The following is a 14,517-nucleotide window of genomic DNA, read 5'->3' on the forward strand; positions in this document are numbered from 1 at the left end:
TAACCCTCAATCAAGAATAATAAAAACAAGGTCTAATTTAATTATTGGAGGAAATTATAATGAATGGTTATTTTATAAGCATAGAGGGCGTTGAAGGATCAGGAAAGAGTACTCAGGTAAAGTTAATCAAGGATTATTTAGTGGAGTTAGGTTATGATGTTTTATTGACTTATGAACCTGGTGATACAAAAATAGGTAGTCAGATCAGAAGGATTTTATTAAATCGAGAGTATAAAACTATGGTACCTAAGACTGAGCTCCTATTATATGCAGCTGATAGAGCTCAACATGTAAAGGAAGTAATTGAACCTGCATTGGAAAAAGGCAGGGTAGTTATTAGTGACCGCTATACAGATGCTACTTTAGCTTATCAAGGTTATGGTAGGGGTCTTAATTTAGATTTAATAGGTAATTTAAATCAGATAGCTACAGGAGGATTAAAGCCTGATTTAACCCTTCTTTTAGATGTTGATCCAACTTTATCTTTAAGCAGGGCCAAGGCTGTAACGGCACAATTTAGTAATAAGGGAGATAGAATTGAGGAAGAGAAGTTATCCTTTCATAATAGAGTAAGAGAAGGTTATCTTGATATATATAGAAAAGAAGACCATATAGAGTTAATTGAAGCTAAAGGCACTATTGAAGGTATATTTAAAGATATAAAGTCAATCCTTAAGGAAAGGTTGATTATATGAAAATAAATAATAAATTAAAGGGAAATATAAATAATGTCTTTGGTAGTAATCAAATTAATAGTGTGGAGAAAAAGAAGAAGGCTTTTTTAGAGGAGCTAAAAGGGGCCAACAAAAATAGAATAATAGGAAGATTAGATGATTTATTAGATCAGATAGATCAGCAAGGAGAGAGATTAAGTAATAATCGTACATTTAAAGAATTGATTAGGTATAAAAAGTTGATTCAAAGTTTTATGGAAGAAGCTATTGATAAGATGTATAACCTAAAAGAAGACTATAGTCCTATGCAAGGTAAGATACATACAGTTGTTAAATCAGTAGACTCATCTTTAGAGGAATTAACAGAAGTGGTAATGGATAAAGAGGTAGATAGATTAGAAATTTTAGAGGAATTAGATGAAATAAGAGGTTTATTAGTTGATTTATATAGATAAAGGAGCGTTAGGATGTCTTTTAATGATTTAGTAGGACAAGATTTAGCAAAGACAATATTAAAGCGTAGTTTAAAAGCAGATAGATTAAGCCATGCGTATTTATTTATAGGTGAGAGTGGTTTGGGTAAGGATATAGCAGCTTTTGAATTTAGTAAAGCAATTAACTGTCATGAAAGTGAAGATGATTCATGTGGAGAGTGTATTTCTTGTAGAAAGGCTGTTAATAATAATCATCCTGATATTAAAGAGATAAGACCTGAAGGGGCTTCAATTAAGATTGACCAAATAAGGGAATTACAGCAGGAGATTATTTATAAGCCCTATGAAAGTAAGAAAAAAGTATATATTATTTATAGTGGAGATAAAATGAATATCCAAGCAGCTAATTCTCTATTAAAGACCTTAGAGGAGCCTCCAAGTCATGCTATAATAATATTGTTAGCAGATAACGTAAATAAGATTTTACCTACAATTATCTCTAGGTGTCAGTTAATTAGATTTAAAAGGGTGTCAGAACTTTTAATTAAGGATAATATAATAAGTAATTATGGGTTAGATGAGAAAAAAGCTGATCTTATAACTGCTTTATCAGGAGGTAGGTATAAGGTTGCATTAAATTTAATTGAGGATCAAGAACTATTGCAAGAAAGGGATCGAGTATTAGATTTGATTATCTCTTTTAAAGGTATAGATAAGGTTGAAGCCTTTAGTGTTGTACAAGATTTATTGGATGATAGAGAGAGAATCAGTCAGATATTAGATCAGATATTAGTTTGGTATAGAGATTTACTAGTACTTAAATTAAATAAAGAGGTTAATCTAGTTAATATAGATTATTTAGACCAGTTAGAAAAAGAGAGTAATGGTTGGAATATAAAAGGTTTAGAAGATATAATAAAGTTGATAGAAGAAACAAATAATGTGATTAGAGGTATAAATGTTAATTTACAGTTGAGTTTAGAGGTTATGATGTTGAAATTGATTAGGCTAAGGGGGAAAAATTATGACCAAGGTAATCGGGGTTACTTTTAAAGATGCAGATAAGATTCATTACTTTGACCCTAAGAATATAGATGTTAAAGTTGGAGACAAGATAGTTGCACAGAGTGAAAGAGGATTGGAATTAGGACAAGTTATTACAGAGCCAAAAGATACTGATCAGATAAAGAAGAATATAGAATTAAAGTATATAGAAAGGAAGGCTAATTCAAAGGATTTAGAAAAGTATGAAAAAAATAAGAATGAAGCAGAAGAAGCTTTTGATATATGCCTAGAGAAGATTAAAAATCATGGATTACCAATGAAATTGATAGATTCAGAGTATACTTTAGATAAAAAGAAATTACTATTTTATTTCACAGCTGATGGTAGAATAGATTTTAGAGAGTTGGTTAAAGATTTAGCTTCTGTTTTTAGAACTAGGATTGAACTAAGACAGATAGGAGTTAGAGATGAGACAAAGATGTTAGGTGGAATTGGAAAATGTGGTAGGGAGTTATGTTGTAAGACCTTTTTAAGAAAATTTGAACCTATCTCTATTAAGATGGCAAAAGATCAAGACCTCTCTTTAAACCCAGAGAAGATTTCAGGTCTTTGTGGACGCTTAATGTGTTGTTTGAAATATGAGTGTAAGAGTTATAAAAGAACAAAGAAAAATCTCCCCAATATAGGTGATAAGGTTGAGGTTGATGAAGGTGTTGGGAGGGTAACAAAATTAAATGTAGTTAAAGAGACTGTTACTGTTAATTTGGGTAACAAGGAAAGAGTTGAAGTTTTAGCAGATGACATAGAGGAAAAAGATTAATATTAAAGAGGATAAATAAGTCTAGATAGAGAATAAAGGGATTAAGACTTTTTGATATGGGGGTTACAATTGTGGAAGAGATTATTAGTCTTTTGGCGCATTTTCAAGAGGAATTACAGGTTTTGACTAATGATTTTCAGAAGGTAAAGAATAAGATATATAATGTTTATAAAGAGAATGAAGCTCTTAAAGAAGAAAATGAAAACTTAAAGAGATTGGTCTTTGAGAAGGAAGAGTCAGATGATCAAGGGCCAATCCATGACAATCTATCAAAGCTTTATTCGGAAGGATTTCATGTTTGTCACCTTAACTTTGGTGAAAGTCGTCAGGGGGATTGTCTATTTTGTATGGGCTTATTGGCAGATGAAGAGGCTGGTAAGGATGAAGGTTAAGTTGAAGGAAGGAGAGAGATTAGATGATTTGCAGATTGATGGATTGATGTTGATTCAAAATCCTGATTATTTCTGTTTTTCATTAGATGCTGTCCTTCTTTCGGATTTTGTTAGTCCTAAGAGTAAGTCTAAGGTTCTTGATTTGGGAACTGGTAATGGAGTGTTGGCCCATTTAATTTGGGCTAAATATAATTTGAATAAAGTTTGTGGTATTGATATTCAAGGTGAGGTCATTGATATGGCTAAGCGTAGTGCAATTTATAATGGTCTTCAAGATAAGATTAATTTTAAGGAGTTGGACTTAAATTTTGCTTTAAAAGAGTTTGGAAGTGAGTCTTTTGATTATATTATAAGTAACCCACCTTATGCAAAACTAGGCACAGCTAAGGTAAATCCTAATAAGGCATTGGCTATTGCCCGCCACGAGGTAAAGGTTACCTTAGAAGGTATAGTAAAAGTAAGTAGTCAACTTGTTAAGTATGGTGGGAAAGTAGGTTATATTTACCCTACAAGAAGGTTATCTGAATTGATATATTTGATGGAAGAGTATAATTTAAGACCCAAAAGAATGAGATTAATTCATCCTAGGGCCAACAAAGAAGCCAATTTGGTTTTGGTAGAGGGTGCTAAGGGTGGGGGTAGTGGACTTAAAATATTAAGTCCTATTTTTGTTTATGGGGATAATGGTGAATATACAGAAGATATTAAGAGTATTTACTATCCAGAAGGGAGGTAAGCTCTTTATTTTATGGGGCATTATATTTATATAGTAGAATGTAGTGATAATACTTTATATACAGGATATACTACTGATGTTAAGAGAAGAATAGAAGAACATAATGCGGGTATAGGTGCCAAGTACACTAGAGGTAGAGGACCAGTTAAGTTACGTTACAGTGAGTCTTTTGCTAATAGGTCGTTGGCCCAAAAAAGAGAGTATAAAATAAAACAGTTAGATCGCAAAGATAAACTCAGATTGATAAAGGGTGAATTAAATGAGTAAAGGTAAGTTGTACATATGTGGAACACCAATTGGGAACTTAGAGGATATAACTTTAAGGACCTTAAGAATTTTAAAGGAAGTAGACTTGATAGCTGCTGAGGATACAAGAAGAACTAAACAACTTTTAAACAGCTATGATATTGAAGGAAATTTAACTAGTTATCATGAACACAATGCTAAGGATAAGGCAGAAATTTTACTCAGTAAGTTAGAAGCGGGCTTAGATATTGCTTTGGTATCTGATGCAGGGATGCCCCTTATCTCTGATCCAGGTTATAGATTGGTTAAGCTGTTAGCTGATGAGGGAGTAGAGGTAGTACCTATTCCCGGGCCAACGGCCATGACAACTGCTTTGGTAGTATCCGGACTCCCTAGTGATCGCTTTGTCTTTGAAGGTTTTCTTCCTCGTAAAGGAAGTGATAGAGTCAAACACCTAGAAGGATTAACAGGAGAAGAAAGAACTATGATCTTTTATGAAGCACCTCATAGGCTACTTAAGACACTAAAAGATATCTTAGAGGTTCTTGGAGATAGGGAGATGGTAGTCTGTAGAGAGTTAACCAAGAAGTTTGAAGAGAAAGCAAGAGGGAAGGTTAGTCAATTAATAGATAAATTTGCAGAAAAAAGACCCAAAGGTGAGATCGCCATTGTAATAGAAGGTGGAGTTAAAAAGGAGATAGATAATTATTGGGAGGATTTATCTATTTTAGAACATTTAAAGTTTGAGATGGAAGAGGGATTGACAAAGAAAAAGGCAATTAAAAAGGTTGCTAAGCAAAGAGATTTACCTAAAAGTGAGGTCTATCAGATAGGAACGAAGATAAAGATAGATAGATAAGAGATATAAAATCTGATGAAATTTCATCAGATTTTATATCTCTTATTTTTTATAAAGGTGAATTATCTTAGAGATGATTATAAAAATAATTATTGTTAGAAGTATCTTTGTTTTAGAAGATTTAGTAATATAAAAACTCAAGAAAACAGAAATTTTTTAATAATAAGTAACAAAAATTTCATTCCTGAATACAATGTGGTAAAAGAAAGAAAGGAGTGAAATTATGGGTTCTTACAAGTGTCCGTCAACTCAACACGATAGAAGTGATGTTAGGTTTTACAGAGTTAGACCAGGAGACACCTTTTATTTAATCGCAAGAGATTTAGGTACTACTGTAGAAGAATTGATTAGACTCAACCCTGGAGTTGATCCTAATAACTTAAGGGTAGGTCAGACTATAAGAGTTCCTGTTATCTCTAATCCATTGGCAAGATGGGATGAGTGGGACTGGTGGGATGATGATTGGGATGATGATTGGGACTGGTGGGATAATGATTGGGACAACAATCCAGGCAATCCAGATCGCAGAAGGCGTCGTCCAAGACGTTGCCCAAGAGGAAGTAGAGAATATACTGTTCGTCGAGGAGATACCTTCCTGTCTATAGCGCGAAGATTTGGAACTACAGTAGCAGAGATAAGAAGACTAAATCCAGGTGTAAGATCAGAAGATTTGTTCCCAGGTCAGGTAATCTGTGTACCAGAAAGAAGGCCTCGCCCTAGACCATGCCCAAGAGGAAGTAGAGAATATACTGTTCGTCGAGGAGATACCTTCCTGTCTATAGCTAGAAGGTTTGGAACTACAGTAGCAGAGATAAGAAGATTAAATCCTGATGTGAGACCAGAAGATTTAGTACCTGGTCAAGTGATCTGTGTACCAGAAAGAAGGCCTCGCCCTAGACCATGCCCAAGAGGAAGTAGAGAATATACTGTTCGTCGAGGAGATACCTTCCTGTCTATAGCTAGAAGGTTTGGAACTACAGTAGCAGAGATAAGAAGATTAAATCCTGATGTGAGACCAGAAGATTTAGTACCTGGTCAAGTGATCTGTGTGCCAGAAAGATAAAAGAATAGATTAGATAAAAATATAGGCTTTCTCTGGAATGTCTTCAATTGAAGATATTAGGGAGAGTCTATCTTTTTATGGTTAGTAGTCAGGAGTCAGGAACTAGAAGTCAGTAAAATAACTAACTTTTTAAAAATTTATGTTTTGGCTCTTTACAAGCCTCAAGAGGCTTTCCATAAGCGTTATCTTCACCAAAAATATGTGAAGATAATTTCACTACTGATTCAGATTCCTTGTTCCTCATCCCTGTAATAAAGCATAGCTTTATTATCATCTTGAATAATATGTAAATTTTTAAAGGAGGTTTATTCCTCAAGGAGAAGGAATAGAGGTAAAGAAAAGTAACTTTTAAAGGGAGTGAATAGTATGAAGTATTTTAAGAAGATCGTTGGGGAAAGGGTATATCTATCACCGATGAACCCTAATGATGTAGAAAAGTATACGAAGTGGATAAACGACTTAGAGGTATCTATTAATCTAGGTAATCCAGCTCAGATATATTCTCTAGGTAAGGAAAAAGAGTTATTAGAAGAGTTGAGTAAGGAAGGGAATAATTTAGCAATAGTAGATTTAGAGAGGGATGAATTGATAGGAAACTGTGGTTTAATGAATATAAATCAAATAAATAGAACTGCTGAACTTGGGATTTTTATAGGTGATAAGGGTTATTGGAGTAAGGGCTTTGGTAGAGAGGCTATTAATTTATTATTGGATTATGGATTTAATCTACTTAATTTAAATAATATCTTACTTAAGGTCTACTCTTTTAATAAGAGAGCAATAAAGTGTTATAAGAGGTGTGGATTTAAGGAGATTGGGAGAAGAAGAGAAGCATATATACTAGGAAATAAGAGATATGACTTTATTTATATGGATATATTAGCAAGTGAGTTTAAGGGGAAGATAACTGATTTTATTAGTAACTATTAATTTTATTTTATTATTGGTATAATTATAATAAGTTGTTTAGTAGAAATCTATTGTTTAATAGTAATAAAGCTAAGGGGGTAAAGATGCTTAATACCAATAAAGAGCTACAAATTAAGATTGAAGGGTTTAATCAAAAGATGAGACAAAAGTATGATGGCAGGGCCAACTTATCTTCAAAAGAATTAAAGGAGCTATTAGCTAAGAAAATAGGTAAGATATCTAAGATTGATAGAATCTCTTCTAAAGACCTTAAAGAAATCTTTAGTGCTAAAGGGAGCCTTGTAGGTGTAGATGGATCAGTAAATACTGTTGGGAAGGTTTATCCTCATTATATTACCTTGATGCAGGCTTTAGCCAAGAGTACAGACCAAAGTGAGGATGGGGTCTTGATCAGTCAGATATTTAGCCCTTTAATTGAAGAGGATAAGGATAGAATCTTTAAGATAATGAATGTTGCAAATAGGTCTGAGGCTGGCGAAGATAGTAAAGAAGGAAAGATATACGCTCAGGAGGCAGCAGGCAGGTTAAAGAGTTCTCTTTTAGCAGCTTTAGAGGCCAAAGTTGCTATAGAGAGTATCAAAAGTTGGAATCCCAAGGTTATACTAATGGATGGATCTTTAATTAGATATAGAATGCAGGCTCAGAAGGAGTGGGAAGAATTATCTTCTTTAGCTTTGGACAAGGGGACACTTATAATAGGAGTAATTGAGGAGATAGGTACCCATAAGATCAGTGAAGCTTTAGATGATGATCTTCCTGAGAATATGAGAGATATGTATGATCGGGAGCTGACCTTTGGTTTATTAGAGGTAGGGGAGATGCTAGAACTTGATAATATAGAAGAAAAAGAAGGGTTAAGAACAGCCTTTATCAGGAATTCAAAGGATCCAGGTGTAATTGCTTTAGATTTATTAAAAGATCAGAGTGGAAGCTTAGAGTTAGCAGCCAGTCTGGTACATACCCTAACCCCTGAGGATGGTAGAGGAATTCCTGTGTGGCTTGATATAGTTGACGAAGAGGTTAGAATAGGTAATGGGATGATGAAGATGTTAGTAGATAATCACCTAGATCCTAAGCTTAAATATAGGTTATTTCACTCTAAGAGGTTGGATAGGGTTTATTAGTTCAATTGATAGTGGAAAATTGATAATTGATAGTTAAGATCAAAAACCAATCTTAAATTGCAATAATAAATTTTTTTATAAGGTTTTTACTATCAATTTTCAACTATCAATTATCAATTAAATAAAAAGGAGGTAATTGTATGCAGGTTGTGGGATTGACGACGCAGCAGGAGGTTTTTATAGCCTCTAAGGAACATAAGTTTCGGATAAATGAGATTTTAAAGATAATGGATTCTGATTTGGAGAACCCTTTAGGCGAGGTAGTAGAGACCCAATCTTATAATCGTTATATTCCTATGAATATCGATAAATCCTTTTTAGATAAGGGGGTAATAGAGTCTTTAGAGAGCATTGGTTACAATATCTCTGAGGATGAGATTAATATTGCTAAGTTGAGATTATTAGAAGAGGCTCCCTATCCAATTAGGACAGGCTCTGATGTATTATCACCTAAATTTGATGAAGTAAAGGATCGTTTAGTCAAGGCGAACCCAGATAACGGTTTGGTTTTGGGGGTAATTAAAGGAACAGAAGAGGTTGCCCAGGGGATGGATGATCACTTAAAGGATATTGCACCTCTTTATCAAAAGGGTAAGTTGGAGAAGCAAAAAGGGGTACCTTTTATCTTTGGTTATAAGGATATGCATCAGTACCCTCACCTTGGAATTATCGGTGGGTCAGGTTCTGGTAAGTCCTTTGGGATGAGAGTTATCTTAGAAGAGATGATGAAGGAAGGGGTACCTACTATTGTATTTGACCCTCACTTTGAGATGGACTTTAGTAATTCCTTTAATGATAAAGAGGATTATTGTGAAAGCTTTAAAGGGAAGTTTGAGGCTTTTCAGATTGGTAGAGAGGTAGGAGTTAATTTTGAATCTTTATCTACTACTGATCTAAGAGACCTTTTATCTTCATCAAGTTCTTTAAGTGATTCGATGGTCAATGCAGTTCAATCACTTCATAGAAAACGAGATAGTTTAGAGAGTTTTAAAGGGAGACTAATTGATTTACAAAAAGCTCAAGAGATTGGGAGAAAGAGAATTGAGAGAGATTTAAATAGTGGTGCTCTCAAAGGTTATAATAAGGATGAATATAATAAGTACTTAGAGCTTTTAGATGCTTACTCTGGGATTCCTGCTAGCTCTGTAAGTGGACTGGTATGGAGGTTGGCCCGATTAGAGAGAGAGGGTCTCTTTAGCCATGATATTGAAAAGATTGAAGCAGGTATTAGAGGAAGAAAGTTAGTGGTGGTTCAGGGGCCAATCTGGCTTTTGCAGGTCTTTGCTAGTTACCTAATAGGAAACCTTTATCGTAAGAGAAGAGACTATCGAGATGCCCAAAACCGTCAAGAAGGTGGAGAGTTTTTTCCACCCTTTGTAATAGCTACTGATGAGGCCCATAACTTTGCTCCTAAGGGTTATGATGCTCCTGCTAATCGAGTTATCAAGGAGATATCTCAGGAGGGAAGAAAGTATGGAGTCTTTTTGATCTTAGCAACTCAGCGACCTACTCTATTAGATGAGACGGTAACAGCTCAGCTTAATACAAAATTAGTCTTTAGAACAGTTAGAGCTAGTGATATTGAGACGATAAAACAGGAGACTGATTTGACAGCTAATGAGGCTAAGAGATTACCTTATCTACGTTCAGGTGATACCTTTATCTCTTCTGCTATCTTTGGTAGAACTTTGGCAGTTAGGGTTAGAATTGCTAAAACTGGTAGCCCTCATAAGGAGAATCCGTTTGATGAATTGGAGAAAGAGAGTAAATTAGAAGACGAAGAACTTTATAAAGCTATAATCAATTCACTACCAATTAATGAAACTAATATCTTAGCTAAGCTTGATGAGGTTAACAAATCTTTAAGATCTACTTTAGATAGAGGAGAATTATTAAATCGTTTGGAAGATTTATGTGATCGTAGCATGATTAAGAAAGAGGACTCTTTTTTAGGTGGAAGCTCATATAAAGAGCTAGATTAATAAAAAATTGAAACTAGTAAAAAAAAGAGGGATAATATAATGATTGTAGAATAGTTTATTATAGTTAAATGTAAATCAGGGGGGGAAGTAAGTTGTTGAAACAGGTGATTAAGGATCAGTTGTCAAAGGGGATTAAGATAAGTCTTAGAGTCAAATTTATTATCTTTGTATCTTTTGGTATGATTGTTGGCCCGGTGGTCTCTTATAGAGTAAATGACTTTATTAATAGTCATATCTATCAGGGTGACTTTTCTATGCAGGTTGCAACTTGGGTTAACTTTATTGTAGTTGTTGGTATTATTTCTATTTTAACTGAGTTTTTGGTTGTCAGACCACTTAAGGATATGATAGCTCTTACTAAAGATTTAGGAGAAGGTAATTTAGATATCAGTAAACTAGAGGTTAAGAGAAATGATGAGATTGGTTATTTGCAAAGAGAGATGAATAAGATGGCTGGGAATATAAACTCTATTTTAGAAAATATCAAAAAGACAAATGAAAAGACAAAAGGGGTTAGCCAAGCTCTATTAAAAGCTTCTGAGGAGTCCGGTGATATGGCAGGACAGGCAGCAGATTCTATTCAGGAGATTGCTAGTAATTCAGAAAAGCAAGTAAATATTATGGAAGGTCTAAAAGTTAGTGTAGAAGAAATATCTGGTTCTAATGATAGCAACCAAAACCACTCTATTAAAGCTATTTCTAATGCTTCAAATAATGGTACAGGGATTATTAATCAAGCAGTAGGTACTATGACAGATATAACCCAAAGGATTAACCAAGCTACTAATACAGTAAACAAATTACATGAATTTACTAAGGAGATTGGGCAATTTGTCGAGGTTATTACTAATATAGCTGAACAGACGAATCTATTAGCATTAAATGCATCTATTGAAGCAGCTAGAGCTGGAGATCATGGGAAAGGATTTGCTGTAGTTGCAGAAGAGATTAGAAACTTGGCTGTAGAGTCTAATAGTGCTGCTGAGGATATAGTAACTTTAATTAGGGATATGAAAGTTCAATCAGAGGGAACAGTACAGGAGATGAAGGTTGGTCGTGATAAGGCTAATGAAGGTTTGAAGATTATGAATGAAGCTGATGAAGTCTTTATTGATATAAATAATAGAGTTTCAGAGTTAGATAAGACTTTAGAAGGTATTGTAGAGGTTCTTGGAGGAATATTTCAGTTTTCTGAGACTATTTCTTCTTCTTCTCATGAGGTAGCAGCTATAAGTGAAGAGCAGTCAGCTGAAGCTCAAGAAACAGCAGCTATTGCTAATCAATTAAATGAAGTTGTTGCAGGATTACAAGAGTTAATATCGCAGCTAGAATTAAGAGAAGATTAAATTTTTCTTGACAAAAGGGAAATAGTTCTGTATATTTTTAACTAAAGTGAGGATAATAAGTAGTAAGAGAATAGAGATTAAAAGCTAGGAAGGGAAGAGTAAGTAGTGGAGTTATTTAGGAGAGAACTGGGTTAGGTGAGAGCCAGTAATAACAAAGCTACTGAAGATGGCCCCTGAGCTATATGATTGAAATAAAGTAGGTCATATCGGTTGGCTACCGTTAACAGCTAGAGAGTGGCTATAGTTTATTCTGTAGCAATTAGGGTGGTAACGCGAACCTCTCGTCCCTAAGTTTTTAGGGATGGGAGGTTTTTTGATTTAAGTGTACAAATAAATAGTTAATTGAGTGTCAGTTTTAGTATTTAGTAGTAGGTAGCGAGTGCTAAGTAAAACTAAGAGGGCATCTTGAAAAGATTAAGGAGATTTATGGCAAATGAGAAAGTATTATTAGGTTGAATTAGGCGAAGCTAAATAGAAAATATAAATTCAAAGAATTAGCGCAGATAAAAATCTTATAAAAGAAGATTAGATCTGATTTAAGTCTTTTTTAAAGTTTATTTTTTTGAATCAGAGCTTAATCCGCTCTTATCAGATCTAATCAGCGTATATCCTTTGATCTTTATATTTTTTAATTAACTATTAATAAAAAGTGACTTGTTATTACTATTAATCTCTAATTTTATACTAGCTTTGTAACTATGTACTATCAAAAAATAAGGAGTGTGAATAAAAATGAGTAAGAAGACTTTTTATGTAACGACACCGATTTATTATCCAAATGATAAGCTTCATATAGGTCATACCTATACAACTACTGCGGCTGATGCAATAACAAAGTTTAAAGGCTTACAGGGATATGAATGTGAATTTATTACGGGTTCTGATGAGCATGGTCAGAAAATAGAACAATCAGCTAAGAAGCATGGAAAAGAGCCTATTGAGTATGTAGACCAGATTGTGGAGAGTTTTAAGTATCTTTGGGATAAGTTAGAGGTAGATTATACAGAGTTTGTTAGAACTACAAATGAAGATCATTTTGAGGATGTAAAATATATCTTTAAGAAGGTTTATGATAATGGTGATATTTATAAGGATAAATATCAAGGTTATTATTGTACCCCCTGTGAAACTTATTGGACAGAAAGACAGTTAGATGACGAAGGAAATTGTCCTGATTGTAATCGTTCCGTAGAGTGGATGGAGGAAGAGAGTTATTTCTTTAAGATGTCAAAGTATGAAGAAAGACTATTGAAGTTTTTAGATGAGAATCCTGACTTCATCCAACCTGCTAAAAGGCGTAATGAGATGATTAACTTTATTAAAGATGGTTTAGAGGATTTATGTGTATCTAGGACTACTTTCGATTGGGGGATACCTGTTCCAATTGATAAAGATCATATTATTTATGTTTGGTTTGATGCTTTAACCAGTTATTTAACTGGGATAGGTTTTAGAAGGGATGAGCAGAAATTTAATAATTACTGGCCTGCTGATATTCATATAGTTGGAAAAGATATCTTAAGGTTCCATACTATTATCTGGCCAACTATTTTAATGGCGGCAGATTTACCTTTACCAAAGAAGGTCTTTGGACATGGATTTTTGTTGGTTGAAGGTGGAAAGATGTCTAAATCAAAAGGGAATGTCATTGATCCAGTTAAATTAATCGATGATTTTGGTGTAGACGCTGTTAGGTATTATCTCTTAAGAGAGATTGCATTTGGTACAGATGGATCTTACTCTACTGATTCCTTTATCCAAAGAATTAACTCTGATCTTGCCAATGATTTAGGAAATCTACTAAATCGAACTGTAGCAATGGTAGATAAGTACTTTGGTGGTGTAGTGCCCCAAGCTAAGGTAGAGACTGAATTTGATAAGGATCTAGAAGAGGTAGCGCAAAGTACTTTTAAAACTATTGAAGAGAGTTTAGAAGGATTGCAATTTAGCACTGCACTAGAAGAACTGTGGACTTTAATTAGAAGAAATAATAAGTATATAGATCAGACTCAGCCTTGGATTTTAGCAAAGGATGAGAAGAAGAAGGATGAACTAGGAACTGTCCTTTACAACCTTTTAGATAATCTAAGAAGAGTTGCAATTGCTTTAGTTCCATTCTTACCACAAGCACCAGCTAAGATGTGGGAGCAGTTAGGAATTGAAGAACCTTTAGAGAGTCAAAGTTGGGATTATGTTAGAACTAAGGGACAATTAAAAGTAGGAACTAAGGTTAAAAATGGTGACCCTATCTTCCCAAGAATAGATGTAGAAGAATATTATGAGAAGTTAGAGAAAGAGAAAAAGGCTAAGGAAGCTAAGGAGGAGAAGAAAATGGCAGAAGAAAATTATATAACTTTTGATGAGTTTGGAAAATTAGATTTAAGAGTTGCAGAGGTATTAGAGGTTGAAAGAATAGAGGGAAGTAATAAGTTACTTAAGGTGCAGGTTCAATTAGGACAGGAGAAGCGTCAATTAGTGGCAGGAATCTCTAAGCACTATGAACCAGAAGAGTTAGCAGGTAAGAAGGTAGTTATGGTGGCTAATTTAAAACCAGCTACTATCTTTGGTGTTAAGTCTAATGGTATGATTTTAGCTGCTTCTAATGATGCAGGAGATCTGACTGTAACTACTGTTGATAGAGATATCGATAGCGGAAGTAGAGTTAAGTAGTAATAAAGCGTAGCTTTATTACTGGTGATGAGTAATCAGTAATGAGTAATGGGTAAAACCTTAAAAAACAGAAACCCCTTTGTTACCTAAGACTTATAAGAGGTTTTGAGATTTTGACTTTACTCATTACTCTTCACTCATTACCCATTACTAGTGGCACGAAAGTGACACTATATTCCTATAAAACCTCACTACAATTCTAAAACGATGTTTCTACCATCGCATCGGTAGGACAT

General features: G+C 34.2%; 14 protein-coding genes and 1 other annotated feature. All 14 genes read left to right on the top strand.

Annotated elements, in window-relative coordinates:
* The first annotated feature begins 59 nt into the window (after positions 1-59).
* The 14 genes from tmk to metG all read left to right on the top strand — a co-directional run bounded on the left by tmk (position 60) and on the right by metG (position 14,281).
* Positions 60-695, top strand: a complete 636-nt coding sequence (tmk, locus tag HALSAC_RS0107435; protein WP_035571508.1) for a dTMP kinase — start codon at positions 60-62, stop codon at positions 693-695.
* Positions 692-1,129, top strand: a complete 438-nt coding sequence (locus HALSAC_RS0107440; protein ID WP_027339741.1) for a YaaR family protein — start codon at positions 692-694, stop codon at positions 1,127-1,129. The genes tmk and HALSAC_RS0107440 overlap by 4 nt, the downstream gene beginning before the upstream one ends.
* Before the next feature lie 12 nt (positions 1,130-1,141).
* Complete coding sequence (gene holB / locus HALSAC_RS0107445; protein ID WP_027339742.1) at positions 1,142-2,161, top strand: DNA polymerase III subunit delta'; 1,020 nt, start codon at positions 1,142-1,144, stop codon at positions 2,159-2,161.
* A complete protein-coding gene (locus HALSAC_RS0107450; protein ID WP_027339743.1) occupies positions 2,133-2,933 on the top strand; it encodes a PSP1 domain-containing protein in 801 nt (266 codons plus the stop codon). Before holB ends, HALSAC_RS0107450 begins: the two co-directional genes overlap by 29 nt.
* A 71-nt stretch (positions 2,934-3,004) precedes the next feature.
* Positions 3,005-3,325, top strand: coding sequence for an initiation-control protein YabA (locus tag HALSAC_RS0107455; protein WP_027339744.1), 321 nt, complete (start codon positions 3,005-3,007; stop codon positions 3,323-3,325).
* Positions 3,315-4,061 (top strand): tRNA1(Val) (adenine(37)-N6)-methyltransferase, encoded by a 747-nt coding sequence (locus tag HALSAC_RS0107460; RefSeq protein ID WP_035571510.1) that lies wholly within the window; start codon positions 3,315-3,317, stop codon positions 4,059-4,061. The genes HALSAC_RS0107455 and HALSAC_RS0107460 overlap by 11 nt, the downstream gene beginning before the upstream one ends.
* A 12-nt stretch (positions 4,062-4,073) precedes the next feature.
* On the top strand, positions 4,074-4,328 hold the full coding sequence (locus HALSAC_RS0107465; RefSeq protein WP_027339746.1) for a GIY-YIG nuclease family protein: 255 nt from the start codon (positions 4,074-4,076) through the stop codon (positions 4,326-4,328).
* A complete protein-coding gene (gene rsmI / locus HALSAC_RS0107470; protein WP_027339747.1) occupies positions 4,321-5,166 on the top strand; it encodes a 16S rRNA (cytidine(1402)-2'-O)-methyltransferase in 846 nt (281 codons plus the stop codon). Before HALSAC_RS0107465 ends, rsmI begins: the two co-directional genes overlap by 8 nt.
* Before the next feature lie 223 nt (positions 5,167-5,389).
* Positions 5,390-6,229: a lytic transglycosylase gene (locus tag HALSAC_RS16435; protein WP_051412131.1), complete on the top strand. Its 840-nt coding sequence runs from the start codon at positions 5,390-5,392 to the stop codon at positions 6,227-6,229.
* A gap of 366 nt (positions 6,230-6,595) precedes the next feature.
* Positions 6,596-7,159 carry a GNAT family N-acetyltransferase gene (locus tag HALSAC_RS0107480; protein WP_027339748.1) on the top strand — a complete coding sequence of 188 codons (564 nt, stop codon included), beginning with the start codon at positions 6,596-6,598 and terminating at the stop codon, positions 7,157-7,159.
* Positions 7,160-7,242: 83 nt separating this feature from the next.
* The gene (locus HALSAC_RS0107485) at positions 7,243-8,283 is read left to right on the top strand and encodes a DNA double-strand break repair nuclease NurA (protein ID WP_027339749.1); all 1,041 of its coding nucleotides are present in this window, start codon (positions 7,243-7,245) and stop codon (positions 8,281-8,283) included.
* Positions 8,284-8,423: 140 nt separating this feature from the next.
* Entirely contained in the window at positions 8,424-10,265 is a 1,842-nt protein-coding gene (locus HALSAC_RS15315; RefSeq protein WP_035571512.1) for an ATP-binding protein, read from the top strand.
* Positions 10,266-10,357: 92 nt separating this feature from the next.
* Positions 10,358-11,611 (top strand): methyl-accepting chemotaxis protein, encoded by a 1,254-nt coding sequence (locus tag HALSAC_RS0107495; RefSeq protein WP_245579445.1) that lies wholly within the window; start codon positions 10,358-10,360, stop codon positions 11,609-11,611.
* Positions 11,612-11,688: 77 nt separating this feature from the next.
* Positions 11,689-11,903: a binding site (T-box leader), on the top strand.
* A gap of 440 nt (positions 11,904-12,343) precedes the next feature.
* A complete protein-coding gene (gene metG / locus HALSAC_RS0107500; protein ID WP_027339751.1) occupies positions 12,344-14,281 on the top strand; it encodes a methionine--tRNA ligase in 1,938 nt (645 codons plus the stop codon).
* The last annotated feature ends 236 nt before the right edge of the window (positions 14,282-14,517 follow it).

Origin of the sequence: Halonatronum saccharophilum DSM 13868 (assembly GCF_000517025.1) — a bacterium.
In the GTDB taxonomy this organism is placed as follows: Bacteria; Bacillota; Halanaerobiia; order Halobacteroidales; family Halobacteroidaceae; genus Halonatronum; species Halonatronum saccharophilum.